Genomic DNA, 16,660 nt, shown 5'->3' with positions numbered 1-16,660 from the left:
TTAGTTTTCCAATGCCAAAGCGGCACACCACGACTCACCACGGACGCCTTGCGGCGTCAGTTTCAGCGAACGCCCGCCGTTCTGCGCGCCAATGGTAATGGTCAGGTCGGGCTTTGGCAAAAAGCCTGCACCCTTCTGGGGCCATTCGATCAGACACAAGGCGTCATCTTCGAAATAATCGCGAATGCCAAGGAATTCCAGCTCCTCAGGATCCACCAGTCGATACAGGTCGAAATGGAAGGCGCGAATGTCGCCGATCTCATAGGGCTCGACCAGGGTGAACGTGGGGCTCTTGACCGAGCCGACGTGCCCGAGGCCACGGATGATGCCACGGGACAAGGTGGTTTTCCCCGCGCCAAGGTCGCCTTCGAGAAAAATCAGGCCGTGGCCGGCAGTGATCTGCGCGATGCGGGCGCCAAATTGTGTCATGGCTTGTTCGTCCGCCACGTACAGGGTTACTTCAGACACGGTGAATGCTCCTCCAACAACTGACGAATGGCCGGGATCAGATCGGTCGCCGCCAATCCCCGGCCCGAGCGACCGACCTTGGCACCGGCGTTGGCATGCAGCCAGACCGCCAGGCACGCGGCCTCGAAGCTTTCCATGCCCTGGGCCAGCAAGGCCCCGACCACGCCAGCCAGCACATCCCCCAGGCCGGCGGTGGCCATGGCCGGATGGCCCTGGCTGCAGACTGCCAGGCGACCATCCGGGCTGGCGACCAGGCTGCCGGCTCCCTTGAGAATCACCGTGGCGGTGTATTTCTGGCTCAAGGCATGGGCCGCCGCCGGACGATCGGCCTGCACCTGGGCGGTGGACATCTCCAGCAGCCGCGCCGCCTCGCCCGGATGCGGGGTGATCACGCAATGTTCAGGCAGACGGACATCGCCGGCGCTCAGCAGGTTCAGCGCATCGGCATCCCACACTTGCGGCAGTGGCGCATTGGCCGCCGCCGACAGCAGGCTGCGTCCCCAGGCGGCCTGGCCAAGGCCCGGTCCGACCACCACCACGCTGGCCTGCTGGAGCAAGCCCACCAATTGGTTCGCCGAATGGGTGCCCTGCACCATGACTTCCGGCAAACGCGTCAGCGCGGCGGACACATGCTCGCTGCGGGTCGCCATCGAAATCATGCCCGCCCCGCAGCGCAGCGCGCTTTCGGCGCTCATCTGGATGGCGCCACCAAAGCCCCGGTCGCCGCCGATCAACAGCACGTGACCGAACTTGCCTTTGTGGGAAGTGGCGGCGCGAGGTGTCAGATGCGGCAGATTCCGAGGTAGGAGCAGTCGGGCATTGGCCGGTGCCGCTTCAACGATATCCGGATCGGCGTGCAGGTCATTGAATACCAGCTCACCCACCCGGTCCGCCGCTTCGCCCGTGAACAACCCCAGCTTCAAGCCAATGAAGGTCACGGTCAGGTCGGCCGCCACTGCCGTACCCAACACCCGGCCGGTGTCGGCACACAATCCCGAGGGGATATCCACCGCCGCGACCGGCAGGCCGCTGACGTTGATCGTATCGATGGCCTGCACATACGGCTCACGTACATCGCCACTCAGGCCCGTGCCAAGCAACGCGTCCAGCAGCACGCCACGCAACTCGGCTTCATCCGACCACGGTTCCATCGGCACGCCCACCGCCACCGCCTCGGCGTGGGCATTGGCAGCGTCCCCCTGCAATCGCCGGGGCTCGCCCACCGTCAGCACCCGCACCGACCAGCCGGCACGCCGGGCCAGCGTCGCGCCCAGGTATCCATCGCCGGCATTGTTGCCCTGGCCGGCCAGCACGGTCAGCTCCTGGGCGGCGGGCCAGCGGCGGACGATCGCGCGCCAGGTGGCACGGGCAGCGCGCTGCATCAATTCGACGCCAGCAGTACCCGCGGCGATCAGTTGTGCGTCGAGGGCCCGGACCTGCGCGGCGCTGTACAGCGCGTCGGGAAAATCATCTTTAGTGTGCGGCATGCGTCTTCGGGCTCCGATGTCTGGCAGAATTATACGCATCTCAGCTCTGGTTTCTCTCGCCTCATGCCTGCCATTCCCACAGACCTCCCCGCCCTCGCCCAATCCATCAAGGAATGGGGCCGCGAGCTGGGTTTCCAGCAGGTCGGCATCAGCGGCCTGGACCTGGCCGAGCATGAGCAACACCTGCAACGCTGGCTCGAGGCCGGCTACCACGGCGAAATGGACTACATGGGCGCCCATGGCAGCAAACGCTCGCACCCCGAGGAATTGGTGCCGGGCACATTGCGCGTGGTGTCCCTGCGCATGGACTACCTGCCGGGCGACACCCAGATGGCGCAGATGCTCGGCCAACCGGAAAAAGCCTACGTCTCGCGTTATGCGTTGGGCCGCGATTACCACAAATTGATCCGTAAACGCGTGCAGCAATTGGCGGAAAAAATCCAGGCGGTCATCGGCCCCTTTGGCTATCGCGCCTTCGTCGACAGCGCACCGGTGCTGGAAAAAGCCATCGCCGAACAGGCCGGCCTGGGCTGGATCGGTAAAAACACCCTGGTATTGAACCGCAAGGCCGGCAGTTATTTCTTCCTGAGCGAGCTGTTCGTCGACTTGCCGCTGCCCATCGACCCGCCCCACGGCACCGAACACTGCGGAAAATGCACCGCGTGCCTGGACATCTGTCCGACAAATGCCTTCGTCGGGCCCTACGTGCTCGATGCCCGCCGCTGCATTTCCTACCTGACCATCGAGCTGAAAAGCGCCATTCCCGAAGAGCTGCGGCCACTGATCGGCAACCGGGTGTTCGGCTGCGACGATTGCCAGATTGTCTGCCCGTGGAACCGCTTCGCCCGTCCGTCGGGAGAAAGCGATTTCAAGCCGCGGCACAACCTGGACAATGCCGGGCTGGCCGAGTTGTTCCTGTGGGACGAAGACACATTTCTCAGCAGCACCGAAGGTTCACCGCTGCGCCGTGCCGGTTACGAGCGCTGGCTGCGCAATCTGGCGGTGGGCCTGGGCAACGCGCCGTCAACGATTCCCGTGCTGCAAGCGCTGGAGGCGCGGCGTGACTATCCGTCGGAGCTGGTGCGCGAGCATGTGGAATGGGCGTTACGCCAACATGCCGCGCGTCAGACTTCGTCGTTGTAGACGAACTTCGGCATTTCCCAGTGAAAGCGAATTGCCAGGAGCCGCAGCAGGAAACCGCCAAACAAGGTGATGAGGATCGCCTGCTCGTTCGGCAATTGCAGGAAGACACACAGCAGATAACACCACGCCGCGGCAAACGAGACGCTGGCGTAGAGTTCGCGGCGGAAGATCAGCGGAATATCGTTGCAGAAAATGTCCCGCAGAATGCCACCGAACACCCCGGTGATCACTCCGCTGACCGACGCCACCAGCATGCCATGGCCCATTTCCAGGGCCGTCATGCAACCGATCAGCGTGAACGCCACCAGGCCCACGGCGGCGAGCACCAGGAACAATGAGCGCAGATGGCGCATCCAGCGCGCCAGAAACACCGTCAACATCGCCGCCGCGGTGGTCAGCACCAGGTATTCCGGATGCTTGACCCACGTAAGCGGGTAATGACCGAGCAGCACGTCGCGCACCGAGCCGCCACCCAGCGCCGTGACACAGGCGATCAGCACCACGCCAAACCAGTCCATGCCCCGCCGCCCGGCAGACAAGGCACCGGTCATGGCTTCAGCGGTGATGGCGATCAGATAAAGCATCAGCAACATGGTGGCGGTCCATACGGGAAGGCGCGCAGTCTAGCCAGTTTGGGCTGGCACCAAAAGAGGGCGCGCCCCCGTCTTCTGCCTGAACACCATGCCCCCAAGTCCAAACTGCCCTCTGTGGCGAGGGAGCTTGCTCCCGCTCGGCCGGTCCGACGCTTCGGGCGCAGCAGTCGCAAACCAGACAATCGAATCTTCCTGGAGAACTGTTGGGGCCTGCTTCGCAGGCCAGCGGGAGCAAGCTCCCTCGCCACAAAAGCAATCTCGCCAGCCGCTGGCGTGCCGGTTAGAACTTGATGAAGTGCTTGCGGTAATGCTGCAACTCGGCAATGGACTCGCGGATGTCATCCAGGGCCAGGTGGGTGCTGCCTTTCTGGAAGCTGTCGCGCACTTCTGGCGCCCAGCGGGCGGCCAGTTCCTTGAGGGTGGAAACGTCCAGGTTGCGGTAGTGGAAGTAGCTTTCCAGGGACTTCATGTGGGTATAAAGGAAGCGACGATCCTGGCAGATGCTGTTGCCACAGATCGGCGACTTGCCCTTGGGCACCCACTGTTCCAGGAACGCGAGGGTCTGGGCTTCGGCTTCGGCCATGCTGATCTTGCTCTCGCGCACTCGCTGGGTCAGGCCCGAGCCGCCGTGCTGGCGGGTGTTCCACTCGTCCATGCCGGCCAGGATCTCGTCGCTGTGGTGGATCGCGATCACCGGGCCCTCGGCCAGGGTGTTGAGGTCGCTGTCGGTGACGATGGTGGCCATTTCGATGATGACGTCAGTGTCAGGGTTCAGACCGGTCATTTCCAGGTCGATCCAGATCAGGTTCTGCGGGTTTTGCATGGGGAGGCTCCTCGGCGTAGCCACGCAGTTTAGCCTAGGCAGCCCCTTGGGCGTGCTAAACTCGCCGCCGTTTTACCCTATTCGCTGTATTTCTTCATACGGAACACCCATGGCCAAACGCCAACTCAATCGTCGTCAAAACTGGCGCATCGAAAAGATCCAGGGTGAGCGCGCCGCCCGCGCCGCCAAACGCGAATCCAGTGCTGTCGAAGCCCTGGAGGGTGGCGACCTGGGCCCTGAACAGACCGGCCTGGTGATCGCCCACTTCGGCGTGCAGGTCGAGGTCGAGGCCCAGGAAGGCGAACTGGCCGGCCAGGTGTTCCGCTGCCACTTGCGCGCCAACCTGCCGGCGCGGGTGACGGGCGACCAGGTGGTCTGGCGTGCCGGCAACCAGGGCATCGGCGTGATTGTCGCGCAACTGCCGCGCCACACCGAGCTGTGCCGCCCGGACAGCCGGGGCCAGCTCAAGCCCGTGGCCGCCAACGTCGACATGATCGTTATCGTGTTCGCGCCATTGCCCGAGCCCCACGCCAACCTGATCGACCGTTACCTGGTGGCCGCCGAGCACGCCGGCATCCGCCCGTTGCTGCTGCTCAACAAGTTCGACCTGATCGACGAACACAACGCCCCGGCGCTGAACGCCCTGCTGTCGGTCTACCGGGACTTGGGTTATCCGGTGCTGGAAGTCTCGGCCCACCACGGTAACGGCATGGAGCAATTGCAACAGCAGTTGGACGGACGCATCAGTGTGTTCGTCGGCCAGTCCGGCGTCGGCAAGTCTTCGCTGGTCAACAGCCTACTGCCAGAAGTCGAGACCCGCGTCGGGCCGTTGTCCGAGCTGTCCGGCCAAGGCACCCACACCACGACCACGGCGCGGCTGTTCCACTTCCCTGGTGGCGGTGAACTGATCGACTCGCCGGGTATCCGCGAATTCGGCCTGGGCCACGTCAGCCGGGCCGATGTCGAAGCCGGGTTCATCGAGTTCAACGAGCTGATCGGTACCTGCCGCTTCCGCGACTGCAAGCACGACCGCGAACCCGGCTGCGCCCTGCTCAAGGCCCTGGAAGAAGGTCGCGTGCACCAGCAACGGATGAACAGCTACCGCTCGATCATCGCCAGCCTGCCGGAAAGCAGCTACTGACCTGCACGCCGTATCAAGCCGATCACTCTTGTGGCGAGGGAGCTTGCTCCCGCTGGCGTGTAGGAGCTGCCGAGCGAAGCGAGGCTGCGATCTTTCCACTGGCAATTGAGTCGGAAGCGAAAGATCAAAAGATCGCAGGCTTCGCCAGCTCCTACAGAGCCGAGCGGGAGCAAGCTCCCTCGCCACAAAGGCAAGCAATCCTCAAGTAAACAGTGGCCCCACAAAAAAGCCGACATCGAGGTCGGCTTTTTTTGTGGGTCACTGCGCCGGCGGCTCCGCCGGTTTCGGTACGGTGTCATCGAACAGGTTCAGCCGCTCGCGCAGCTCATGGGCCGGTATGGGTTGCTGGTCCGCCGGCAGCGCATTCGGATCGACCGCTGCACCTGGCGTAGCCTGTGGCGCTGGCACTTCACCCGGGGCACCCTCGCCCGGAACCGGATCGGGCGCCGGATCGTCGGGTGGGGAGCCCTCGCTGGCTTTCTGCGCCTTCTTGGTCAACACCACGATGTCGATGCGCCGGTTGACCGGGTTGAACGGGTCCTTGCGGTCGAACAGCGCCGAAGAGGCATAACCGACCACCCGTGCCACCTGCTCGTCCGGATAGCTGCCGGCCACCAGGGCGCGACGGGCCGCGTTGGCGCGGTTGGCGGACAGTTCCCAGTTTCCGTAGTCACCCTTACCGATGTAAGGCTTGGCATCGGTATGGCCACTGATGCTGATTTTGTTCGGCACCGCCTTGATGGTGTCGGCCATGGCCAGCAGGATATCTTCGAAATAAGGTTTCAGACGTGCGCTGCCAGAATCGAACATCGGCCGGTTCTCGGCGTCCATGATCTGGATGCGCAAGCCGTTCGGGGTGATTTCGAACAGGATCTGGTCCTTGAACTTCTGCAGTTCCGGGTTCTCTTCGACCTTGTTCTGCAATTCCTGCAGCAGCAACTCCAAACGCTCGCGCTCGACCTGCTCGGCCATGCCCTCGACCTGCTCGGAATCCACCGTGACCTTGTCGGGCTGGGGCGGGGACTTGACCTCGGGATTGAGGGTCGTGTCCGGCGCCAGGGTCGGCGAGCCGCCCAGGTCGATGATGTAGGGCGTACCGCTTTCGGAAAAGCCGACCGGGTCCTTGAAGTAACCGGCGATGGCGATCTTCTGTTCCGGGGTTGCCGTGGACAGCAGCCACAGCACCAGGAAGAACGCCATCATCGCCGTGGCGAAGTCGGCGAAGGCGATTTTCCAGGCGCCCCCGTGATGCCCCCCGGCAATGCGCTTGATGCGCTTTACAATAATCGGTTGATTATTTTCCATGACCTAAGTGCTCTGCTTCACAAATACTGTTCCATTTTGACGGTGCCTGCTGCTGCCATACTGCGTTGCCGCTCCTCGCCATAGCGGGCTATGACTCGTCGCGGCGCCTTGTCTGGCAGCAACAGTCACTCGCCAAAAAAGGAACGTATTTGTAAAGCAAAGCACTAGCGACCGCGAACCGCTTGTTCCAGCTCGGCGAAGCTTGGACGGTGCGCTGGGTACAGGACCTTGCGACCGAACTCCACCGCCAGCGATGGCGGCATGCCCGAGGCCGAGGCCACCAGGGAAGCCTTGATGGCTTCGTAGACGTTGAGTTCTTCCTTGGCATCATGGGCCAGGGAATGGGCCAGCGGGCCGAAGAAGCCATAGGCGGCCAAGATACCGAAGAAGGTACCTACCAGCGCCGCACCCACGTGCAGGCCGATGGCCGCCTGGTCGCCTTCGCCCAGGGAGGCCATGGTCACCACGATCCCCAATACCGCCGCGACGATACCGAAGCCCGGCATGCCGTCGGCGATGCCGTTGACCGCGTGGGACGGGTGCTCCAGGTCTTCCTTGAGGCTGTACAGCTCCATGTCGAACAGGCCTTCGAGCTCATGGGGCGCCATGTTGCCGGACGACATGATGCGCAGGTAATCGCAGATGAACGCCGTCATGCGCTCATCCTTCAGCACCGACGGATACTTGGCGAAAATCGGGCTGGCGGCGGCATCTTCGATGTCGCCTTCAATCGCCATCATGCCTTCGCGGCGGCTTTTATTGAGGATTTCGTAGATCAGCCCCAGCACCTCCAGATAGAAGGTGTGGCTGAAACGCGAGCCGAACATGCTCAAGGATTTCTTGAGCACGTGCATCGTCATATAGCCAGGGTTGGCCTGCAAGAATGCGCCGAGGGCAGCACCACCGATGATCAACACCTCGAAGGGTTGGATCAGGGCGGCGATCTTGCCGTGGGAGAGCACGTATCCGCCGAGCACGCTCGCGAACACGACAATGATGCCGATAATTTTAGCCATAGATAGAAAGTACTTACTTAAGTCGGGTTCAAGGTCATATTCGGAAGCTGAAAAATCTCTTCTTCTACTTATCGGCAAAACTGCGCCAGACTATAGGCTGTTCTGGCGAAAAGCCAATTAGCCCCGTTCCGGGCGTAGAGAATTCATACGATGATCACGTCCAGCCATGACTAACGAAACCAAGGTTCCAACGCCCCGGCCGACCACCCTCGACGGCTGGGTGAAGCTGCTCAACGGCGTGCATCTGCCGGTGCCCCAGGCCAGCCACGACCTGGTCTGCAAGGCCCTCGCCGACAGCCGTCGCTCATTGCGCGACATCGCCGACCTGATGCAGGACAGCCCCGCGCTGGCCCTGAGCGTCATCCGCGAGGCCAACCATCACACCCATGGCAGCCTCGCTGAGCCTGCGGAAAATCTCGAAGTGGCCATCAACCGCCTCGGTCTCAAGCGTACCGAGGAGTTGCTCGCCCGCCTGCCCTCATTGCCGGGGCACGAAATCCCTGTTGCCTTGCGCCAGCTGCAATTGATCAGCCAGCACGCCACGCAACAGGCCAATGGTTTTTTCGCCAGCCGCCTGGCGCGGCTGTGGCAAGACATCCACTGGGGCAGCCTGTTGTTCCTGTCGCCGCTCTGGCCGTTGGCCCTGACTCACCCACGGTTGCTCGGGGAATGGGAATTGCGAGTCGTCCATAAAGGCGAGTCCGCACGCAAGGTCGAGCGCGAACTGTTCGGCGTCCGCCTGCTGGAGATCTGCCTGGCGCTGGTGGAGACCTGGCGTTTGCCGATCTGGGTGGCGCAAGGTTATCGCCTGTTGCTCAACGAACGCCGCGAACTGGTGAAAGTCCTGCGCATCGCCCGGGACAGCGAACATCCGCTGCGCCAGCAGAATCGCCTGGACGACGACCCAACCCTGCGGCGCTGGCTCAACCAGCCGGCCAACACCGTGTTGCTGGCCAACGGCCTGGCCCTCGCGGCGCAGCAGGCCTGGGACAGCCCTCACAACACTCGCTGGCAATACCTCGCCAGTTTGTATCTGCAAATGTCGATGGATGAAATCCAGCAGCAGTTGCACCAACAAGCCGCCAACAGCGCACGTCATCACGCCATGCCGGACCTCTGGCACCCGGCCGTGGCGCTGATCTGGCCTTGGGGCAGCCGCCGTATCCACCCCGGCATGCTGCCCGCCGCGCCGCCCAGCGCCCAGGACCTGAGCCAGTGGCGCAAGCAATGTTCCGCCATGCTGGTGGAGCCGAGCCCCTTCCTCAACGCCATGCACCTGACCACGTCGGCACGGGACGCCCTGGTGGCCTGCGGCATGCGCCGGGTGATGATCCTGATGGCCGACCGCAGCCAGACCAGCGTGCGCGTTCACCAGACCGCCGGTTTGCCCAAGGAAGCTGCGGCCACGAGCTTTACCATCAGCCAGAGCAAAATCTTGCAACGATTGCTGGCCCAGCAGGCCCAGGGTCGCCTGAACCCGGACAACACCGCGCAGTTTTCGGCGCTATTACCGCCGGGCAAGCGCAGCCTGTTCCGCGGCGAGCACCTGGTGTTGCGCTCACTGACGTGCAATGGCCGGGTGATCATGCTGGTGGCGGTGGACCAGGGCGGCGGGCCGTTCTCGGACGTCACGGTGCAAGCTTTCGGCAAAACCGTGCAATGCATCGAAAGGCCCCTGCATACCTTTACCAACCGCGGCCGCTGAACTTGATACAATCCTTTCCCTTTGCGCCCCTGGAGACCTCACATGCCTGACTTCTCTGGCGTGCCGCTGGTGATCGCGCCGAGCGAACTGCTGCCGCGCCTCGACGCCCGCGAACTGATTCTGGTGGACCTGACCAGCGCCGCCCGCTACAGCACCGGGCATGTCCCTGGCGCACGCTTCGTCGACCCCAAGCGTACCCAGCTCGGCCAACCGCCAGCGCCGGGCCTGCTGCCGGCCAAAGCCGACCTCGAAGCCCTGTTCGGCGAACTCGGGCACCACCCGGATGCGGTCTACGTGGTCTATGACGATGAAGGCGGCGGCTGGGCCGGGCGGTTTATCTGGCTGCTGGACGTGATCGGCCACGGGAACTACCACTACCTCGACGGCGGCTTGGTGTCGTGGCTGGATGAAGGCCTGCCGGTGTCCATCGACGTCCCTGCGCCCGTTGCAGGTCCGATCAGCCTGACGCTGCACGACGCGCCCACCGCCACCCGTGAATACCTGCAAAGCCGTCTCGGCGCTGCCGACCTGGCCATCTGGGACGCTCGCGGCCCGCTGGAATACTCCGGCGAGAAAGTCGTCGCGGCCCGGGGCGGACACATTCCCGGCGCGGTCAATTTCGAATGGACCGCCGGCATGGACAAGGCGCGCAACCTGCGCATCCGCAAAGACATGCCGCAAATCCTCGAACGATTGGGTATCACCCCTGATAAAGAAATCATCACCCACTGCCAGACTCACCACCGCTCTGGCTTCACCTACCTGGTGGCCAAGGCGCTCGGTTATCCACGGGTCAAAGGCTATGCCGGTTCCTGGGGCGAATGGGGCAACCACCCCGATACACCCATCGAGCTTTGAAGGTTCTTAAGGACAGTTAATGAAAAACCGTTTATTCATCCTCACCCAATACCTGCTGCCCCACCACCTGCTGTCGCGGCTGGCCGGCTGCATTGCCGAATGCCGCGTGCGCTGGTTCAAGAACGCCTTCACCACGTGGTTTGCCAAGCGCTACCAAGTGGACATGTCCCAGGCCTTGGTGGAAGACCTGACGGCCTACGAGCACTTCAACGCCTTCTTTACCCGTGCCCTGAAGGACGGCGCCCGCCCGCTGGACGAAACCCCGGGCGCGATTCTCAGCCCCGCCGACGGTGCCGTCAGCCAGCTCGGCCCGATCGAACACGGCCGGGTATTCCAGGCCAAGGGCCACAGCTTCAGCGTGCTGGAACTGCTGGGCGGTGACGCGGCCAACGCAGCGCCGTTCATGGGTGGCGATTTCGCCACCATCTACCTGTCCCCCAAGGACTACCACCGCGTGCACATGCCACTGGCGGGCACCCTGCGGGAAATGGTCTACATCCCCGGGCGGATTTTCTCGGTCAACCAGACCACTGCCGAAAACGTGCCGGAGCTGTTCGCCCGTAACGAGCGCGTCGCGTGCATTTTCGACACCGAACGTGGGCCGATGGCGGTGGTACTGGTGGGCGCGATGATCGTGGCCTCCATCGAAACCGTCTGGGCCGGGCTGGTGACGCCGCCCAAGCGCGAGCTGAAAACCTTCCGTTACGACGAAGCCGCACGTGCGCCGATTCATCTGGAAAAAGGTGCCGAACTGGGGCGCTTCAAGCTGGGTTCGACCGCCATCGTGCTGTTCGGTCCGGACCAGGTGAAATGGGCCGAAGACCTGGTGGCCGGTTCGCCGGTGCAGATGGGGCAAGGACTGGCACTCCCCAACGCTCGATGAGATAGCCAGCGGCGCAATCATCATGAGTCGCTACCCTCGCCGACGCTGCCACACTTACGCCTTGGAGTTTTGTCCTGGCCCCTTTCACTACCCTTGGAATAGGTATGACACGTTCGGCTTTTTCCAGATTCACCTTGCTTGTCTTGATGATCGGCTTCATTGCGCACCTGACGGGACTGCTGTTCATTACCGACGGCAGCACCTACACCACGATATCCAACGCGGGTCTTTTTATACCCGCGTTGCTCTTATGTGTGCTCGATGCGCGCCTACGTCAAAACATTGTCCAAAAGCCCTACTGGCCGGTACTGCTGGTACTGGTCTTTTCGCTGCTGGTAGCGCTGCTGAATCCCGGGTCCGAAGCCTCCGCCTACGGACAATTCAAAACCGTGTTGTACGTAATGTTGTACCTGAGCGCGATTCATATACTGGCCCGAGAAGAACTGCTTGAAAAAAGCCTGACGCTTGCCTTTGTGATCGCGGGTTTATTTGCAATTGCCGGTTTGATCATCCACTTCACCCAGCAAGACCAGAACATTTTTTTCTCCGGCAAACGTTTGTACAACTTGGGCTATGGCAACTATGCCAACTTCAAGAACCCCATCATTGCGGCGCTGTATTACGGCTTTTTCGGCATTTACGGGTTCCACTTGTTAATGACCAAAACCTTCGGGCCGTGGGTCAGAACGTTGTTCATGGCCTGTGTGCTAGGCCTTTCGCTGTACCTGTTCTGCACGCTTTCAAGAGCCGTCTGGCTTGGATATGGCTTGGCAATCGCTACGAGCATTCTTCTTCACCATAGTTTGAGGTCGAGGAAATGGTTGTGCCTGGCCGGCGTAATATTCCTTGCCGTGTCGGTATGGCTATGGCCCGTCATTGTCACACAGCAAAGTCGTGGCTTCAGCCTTCGCGACGTGATCTGGACAGGCTGGTTGGACCGCATTGACGAGTTCTGGCTGTTTGGTGCCGGGGCGGGCAGTAATTTTGATATCTGCATATCCGAAGTGCGTTGCTACAACCAAGTCCATAATCTCTTCCTGCAGTATTTTTACGAATTCGGCGTGACAGGTGCAGTACTGTTGTTGGTGACCATCGCTTATGTTTTCAAGCGCGCGATCGACACGAAGACGTGGCACCATCCCGTCGGTTCGGTAGGCTTGCCCCTGCTTATCTTCGGGGTTGTAACGGCTCTATTCGACTACCACACGGTGTTCAACAGGCCTGGCGTCTATTGGATCGTTTTCTGGCTGCCTATAGGAATGATTCTGTCCCAGAGGTTCGTACCAGGCACGCCTCGCGGCAAAGAGGTCGTCGATGCTTCTTGATATCTTCCGATCAGCCAAACACTACTGGCATATCGAAATCCTCGGCGGTCTCGATAAACCGTTCAGGTGGAAACGGCTTTACCAAAAATGTCAGCGCATCAACAGGTACCGCTACCTTTTCTGGTTCCGCCTGGCATACGCCATGCACCAGCAGGACAGCAAATTCTGGAGACGGCGTGGCAAGCTGCTCAACGAACGCATCAGCCGCCAGTTCAATGTAGAGATCATGCTGGGCGCCACCGTCGGGGAAGGCCTATGGATTGCCCATCCGAATGGAATCGTCATCACATCGCACGCCATCATTGGAAAAAATTTCAAGATCTGGCAGAACTGCACGCTGGGTATCAAGGGGCAAAGCGATACCGCAGTATTGCGCATTGGCGACGGCGTCCGGATACATGCTCATGCCTGCATCATCGCTGACCATTTGGAGCTGGGTGACAATGTGATCATTGGCGCAGGCGCCTTCGTCAACAAGAGCGTCCCGGCCAACCACCTGTACATCACCAAGAGCGTCGGTGAAATGAAGGAATACGATCCCGCTTCAATGGGCCGCCTGCAGGACTAGGTCACACCAGGGGTCGCGGTAGCATGATCTTTCGGCTACACCTGCTAGAGTTGGATACATCCTTTTCGTTTCCCGCCGGAGCCTGTCCACGGCATGAATGAGACCAGCCCTCTCCAGCTATTGCGCGTCCTGACCCCGACACAATCACGCCTGTCGTTCTGCGATGCTACGCCAAAGGACCTCAAGCGCTGGATCGCCAACCTGCCCAAGGCCAACATCGGCGAGACCGCCCGCCTGCTGTACCAGGCCCTTGGCGAACTCAACCAACTGCTCACCCCCAGCGACAATCGCCTGCAACTGCTCGAACTGCTGCGGCCCGAGGTGTACTACGTCTGCAAGCACCTGGAGCGGCACTTCCTGCAACAGGCCATCGTGCTGGACGATCGCTCGCGCAAGATCGTCAACCTGTGCCAGGCCCTGCAAACCCAACTGGCGATGGGCTACAAACAGATCGTGGCGCGTATCGCGTCCAAATACACCAAGGATCGGGCCCGCCTGCTGAGCACCGCGTTGCAACGGGCGCTGCATGCCCTCAACGGCCCGCTGCTGCGTGCCAGCCAACTTTACAGCCCTGTGCCCGAGGGACTTTGGCTCGATCTGCATCAGTTGTACCGGATCGCCTGCCAGCACCGGCTACAGCACCTGAGCGTGAGTGACGAACTGGCCAGCCAGGTTCATCAATTGAACGCCGAGCAAACCTATGTCGTCGCGCTGTTGCTGGGCGCATCACGCAGCAATCAGCTGCGCCAGAGCCAGATCGGGCGACTGACCGAAACGCTCGAATCCTGGAGCCAGTGGGTCAAGCTGGACCCTGCCACCAGCGCTACCAGCCTGTTCGCGGTCGCTCCGGAGCTGGATGTCGGGCCACGCTATCGCTCCAAGTTCCGCGCCGAACAGCATCCGACCTTGCAGGGCTTCGATCCACAGCCACTGGTGCGGGCGATCGCCACTCATTTGGAACAGCCTGCCGATAACACCCTGCCAGTCCCTGGCGGCATGAGTGCCGATACATTGCATCATCTGCAGGCCGCCTGGGGCGAAGCGGCTGAGCGCAGCTTCCAGCGCACCGAGGGCAATGGCACGCTGACGCTGTGCGTGGGCATGAGTGCGTTGCACTACTACCTCGGCGGTGAGCGCTCGTTCAACGAAATACTGAAAAGCCCGACTGCTCGCAAAGCCCGCTTCGAAGCCACGCCAAGCAAGACCAACGACACCTGGAGCCAGGCTTTCGACGCCGCCCCGACAGGCGAAAACGACCTGCTGCCCTACGAAGAAATCGAATACCCGGTCAACCCGAGCGATGACGACGGCAGTCACTCCGACAACCAGCATCACTTCCCCACCTACGACCTGCCGATCATCAACCACAGCCCTGGCGGCTACTGCCTAGGCTGGCCCAAGGAAGTGCCGGAACAACTGCAAGCAGGGGAAATGATCGGCATCCGCGACGCCAGCGACCAGGCCTGGAGTGTCGCCGTGGTGCGCTGGATCCGCCAGGTGCGCAACGGCGCCATGCAAATGGGTATCGAACTGGTCGCCCCCCATGCCCAGCCGTGCGGACTGCAACTGGTGCGGGACGAAAATGATCACGGCCATTATCTGCGCGGGCTGTTGCTTCCCGAGATCAGTGCGATTGACCTGCCCCCGACCATGATCGCCCCACGCCTGCCGTTTCAGGAGGGCCAGCGGGTATTGATCAACACCAATGGCCAGGAACGCCGCGCCGGCCTGGACCGACGGGTGACCAGCACGCACAGTTTCAATCAGTTTTCCTACCACCCGGAAGACTCGGCCGAAACCGGGGATGGCGGCGATCAGGAAGGGAATTTCGATTCGTTGTGGAAGTCGCTGTAGGAGCTGCCGAGCGAAGCGAGGCTGCGATCTTTCCAAGACCCATTGAGTCTCAAGCGAAGATCAAGATCAAGATCAAAAGATCGCAGCCTTCGGCAGCTCCTACACGGGCCAGCGGGAGCGAGCTCCCTCGCCACAAAAGCATGCACTCCAAACCGGCGGGTAAGTCAGAGCTGCCCGTCCCGATCCCGGAAACCCAGCAGGTACAACACCCCATCCAGCCCCAGGGTGGAAATCGCTTGCCGGGCCGACTGCTTGACCAGCGGCTTGGCACGGAACGCCACGCCCAGGCCCGCGATCGCCAGCATCGGCAAGTCGTTGGCGCCGTCACCCACGGCGATGGTCTGCTCCAGGCGCAGGCCTTCTTTTTCAGCCAGTTCGCGCAGCAGGTCCGCCTTGCGCTGGGCATCGACGATCGGCTCGACGGCCACGCCGGTCACCTTGCCGTCCACCACTTCCAATTCGTTGGCAAACACGTAGTCGATGCCGAGCTTGGCCTGCAGTTGCTTGGCAAAGTAGGTGAAGCCGCCGGACAGGATGGCGGTCTTGTAGCCCAGGCGCTTGAGTTCGGCGAACAGGGTCTCGGCGCCTTCGGTCAGGCGCAGGGAAGCGCCGATGGAGTCGAGCCCGCTGACGTCCAGGCCTTGCAGCAGGGCCAGGCGCTCCTTGAAGCTGGCGCGGAAATCCAGCTCGCCGGCCATGGCTCGCTCAGTGATGGCCGAGACCTTGTCGCCTACACCGGCCGCCTTGGCCAGTTCGTCGATGACTTCAGCTTCGATCAGCGTCGAGTCCATGTCGAACACTGCCAGGCGGCGGTTACGGCGGAACAGCGAGTCTTCCTGGAAGGCGATGTCGACGTTCAGTTCCTGGGCCACGCTGAGGAACTCGGCACGCAACGCCTGGGGGTCGGCGGGCTCGCCGCGCACCGAAAACTCGATGCAGCCCTTGCCCTTGTCGGCCGGCGTGTCCAGGGGCATGCGCCCGGACAGGCGGTCGATGTGGTCGATGTTCAGGCCATATTGGGCGGTGATCGAGCTGACACGCTGCAATTGCTCGGCGGTCACCTTGCGGGTCAACAGGGTCACGATGTGGCGCTTCTTGCCCTGGCCGGCCACCCACTGCTGGTAATCGTCCTCGGACACCGGGGTGAAGCGCACCTGCTGGTCGAGCTTGTAGGCGGTGAACAGGATGTCCTTGAGCACGGACTTGCTTTGTTCGGCGTCCGGGATTTCCACCAGGATGCCGAACGACAGCGTGTCATGGATCACCGCCTGACCGATGTCGAGAATGTTCACACCACCCTGGGCCAGAACGCCGGTAATGGCCGCAGTCAGACCCGGACGGTCGCTGCCAGTGATGTTTATCAGGACGATTTCGCGCAAGGCGCACCCCCGCAGGTGGAAAAAAACCGCATTCTACCCACATTCAGTGACCATCGGGCACCGCCAGTGCTTTGCCGGTCATGGGGCTGTCGCTATACTGCGCGTCAATTTC

15 protein-coding genes are annotated in these 16,660 nt (G+C 61.9%); 8 read left to right on the top strand and 7 right to left on the bottom strand.

What is annotated here, in order from left to right; translation table 11 throughout:
- Together tsaE and HGO40_RS09855 are read right to left on the bottom strand one after the other, a co-directional pair.
- Nucleotides 1–468 (bottom strand): tRNA (adenosine(37)-N6)-threonylcarbamoyltransferase complex ATPase subunit type 1 TsaE, encoded by a 468-nt coding sequence (gene tsaE / locus HGO40_RS09860; RefSeq protein WP_250962836.1) that lies wholly within the window; start codon nt 466–468, stop codon nt 1–3.
- A complete protein-coding gene (locus tag HGO40_RS09855; RefSeq protein ID WP_250962835.1) occupies nt 456–1,955 on the bottom strand; it encodes an NAD(P)H-hydrate dehydratase in 1,500 nt (499 codons plus the stop codon). Before HGO40_RS09855 ends, tsaE begins: the two co-directional genes overlap by 13 nt.
- A 63-nt stretch (nt 1,956–2,018) precedes the next feature.
- Here HGO40_RS09855 and queG point away from each other — a divergent pair, with 63 nt between their 5' ends.
- Nucleotides 2,019–3,098, top strand: a complete 1,080-nt coding sequence (gene queG, locus HGO40_RS09850; protein ID WP_250962834.1) for a tRNA epoxyqueuosine(34) reductase QueG — start codon at nt 2,019–2,021, stop codon at nt 3,096–3,098.
- On the opposite strand, the gene HGO40_RS09845 is transcribed toward queG, so the two are convergent.
- Nucleotides 3,080–3,691: a trimeric intracellular cation channel family protein gene (locus tag HGO40_RS09845; RefSeq protein ID WP_250962833.1), complete on the bottom strand. Its 612-nt coding sequence runs from the start codon at nt 3,689–3,691 to the stop codon at nt 3,080–3,082. The genes queG and HGO40_RS09845 overlap by 19 nt on opposite strands.
- Nucleotides 3,692–3,971: 280 nt before the next feature.
- Complete coding sequence (gene orn, locus HGO40_RS09840; RefSeq protein WP_122567314.1) at nt 3,972–4,514, bottom strand: oligoribonuclease; 543 nt, start codon at nt 4,512–4,514, stop codon at nt 3,972–3,974.
- A gap of 109 nt (nt 4,515–4,623) precedes the next feature.
- On the opposite strand from orn, the gene rsgA reads away from it, so the two are divergent.
- Nucleotides 4,624–5,655 carry a small ribosomal subunit biogenesis GTPase RsgA gene (gene rsgA, locus HGO40_RS09835; protein ID WP_250962832.1) on the top strand — a complete coding sequence of 344 codons (1,032 nt, stop codon included), beginning with the start codon at nt 4,624–4,626 and terminating at the stop codon, nt 5,653–5,655.
- A 258-nt stretch (nt 5,656–5,913) separates the two neighbouring features.
- Here the strand turns inward: rsgA and motB are convergent, their stop codons facing one another.
- On the bottom strand, nt 5,914–6,960 hold the full coding sequence (motB, locus tag HGO40_RS09830; protein WP_250962831.1) for a flagellar motor protein MotB: 1,047 nt from the start codon (nt 6,958–6,960) through the stop codon (nt 5,914–5,916).
- Between the two features lie 164 nt (nt 6,961–7,124).
- Nucleotides 7,125–7,976, bottom strand: a complete 852-nt coding sequence (gene motA, locus HGO40_RS09825) for a flagellar motor stator protein MotA (protein WP_250962830.1) — start codon at nt 7,974–7,976, stop codon at nt 7,125–7,127.
- Nucleotides 7,977–8,142: 166 nt separating this feature from the next.
- On the opposite strand from motA, the gene HGO40_RS09820 reads away from it, so the two are divergent.
- From HGO40_RS09820 to HGO40_RS09795, 6 genes are all read left to right on the top strand, one after another.
- Complete coding sequence (locus tag HGO40_RS09820) at nt 8,143–9,681, top strand: HDOD domain-containing protein (protein WP_250962829.1); 1,539 nt, start codon at nt 8,143–8,145, stop codon at nt 9,679–9,681.
- A 42-nt stretch (nt 9,682–9,723) separates the two neighbouring features.
- Complete coding sequence (locus HGO40_RS09815; protein WP_250962828.1) at nt 9,724–10,539, top strand: rhodanese-like domain-containing protein; 816 nt, start codon at nt 9,724–9,726, stop codon at nt 10,537–10,539.
- A 19-nt stretch (nt 10,540–10,558) separates the two neighbouring features.
- Nucleotides 10,559–11,422 carry an archaetidylserine decarboxylase gene (gene asd / locus HGO40_RS09810; protein WP_250962827.1) on the top strand — a complete coding sequence of 288 codons (864 nt, stop codon included), beginning with the start codon at nt 10,559–10,561 and terminating at the stop codon, nt 11,420–11,422.
- Between the two features lie 104 nt (nt 11,423–11,526).
- Nucleotides 11,527–12,747: an O-antigen ligase family protein gene (locus tag HGO40_RS09805; protein ID WP_250962826.1), complete on the top strand. Its 1,221-nt coding sequence runs from the start codon at nt 11,527–11,529 to the stop codon at nt 12,745–12,747.
- Nucleotides 12,737–13,315 (top strand): serine acetyltransferase, encoded by a 579-nt coding sequence (locus HGO40_RS09800; RefSeq protein ID WP_250962825.1) that lies wholly within the window; start codon nt 12,737–12,739, stop codon nt 13,313–13,315. The genes HGO40_RS09805 and HGO40_RS09800 overlap by 11 nt, the downstream gene beginning before the upstream one ends.
- Before the next feature lie 93 nt (nt 13,316–13,408).
- Complete coding sequence (locus tag HGO40_RS09795; protein ID WP_250962824.1) at nt 13,409–15,169, top strand: cyclic-di-GMP receptor FimW-related protein; 1,761 nt, start codon at nt 13,409–13,411, stop codon at nt 15,167–15,169.
- 164 nt (nt 15,170–15,333) lie between these two features.
- Here HGO40_RS09795 and serB read toward each other — a convergent pair whose 3' ends face one another.
- Nucleotides 15,334–16,548 (bottom strand): phosphoserine phosphatase SerB, encoded by a 1,215-nt coding sequence (serB, locus tag HGO40_RS09790; RefSeq protein ID WP_250962823.1) that lies wholly within the window; start codon nt 16,546–16,548, stop codon nt 15,334–15,336.
- Nucleotides 16,549–16,660: the final 112 nt, after the last annotated feature.

It is taken from the genome of Pseudomonas sp. CG7 (genome assembly GCF_023701885.1).
GTDB lineage: Bacteria > Pseudomonadota > Gammaproteobacteria > Pseudomonadales > Pseudomonadaceae > Aquipseudomonas > Aquipseudomonas zanjanensis.
This window is presented reverse-complemented; position numbering and strand designations above follow the sequence as displayed.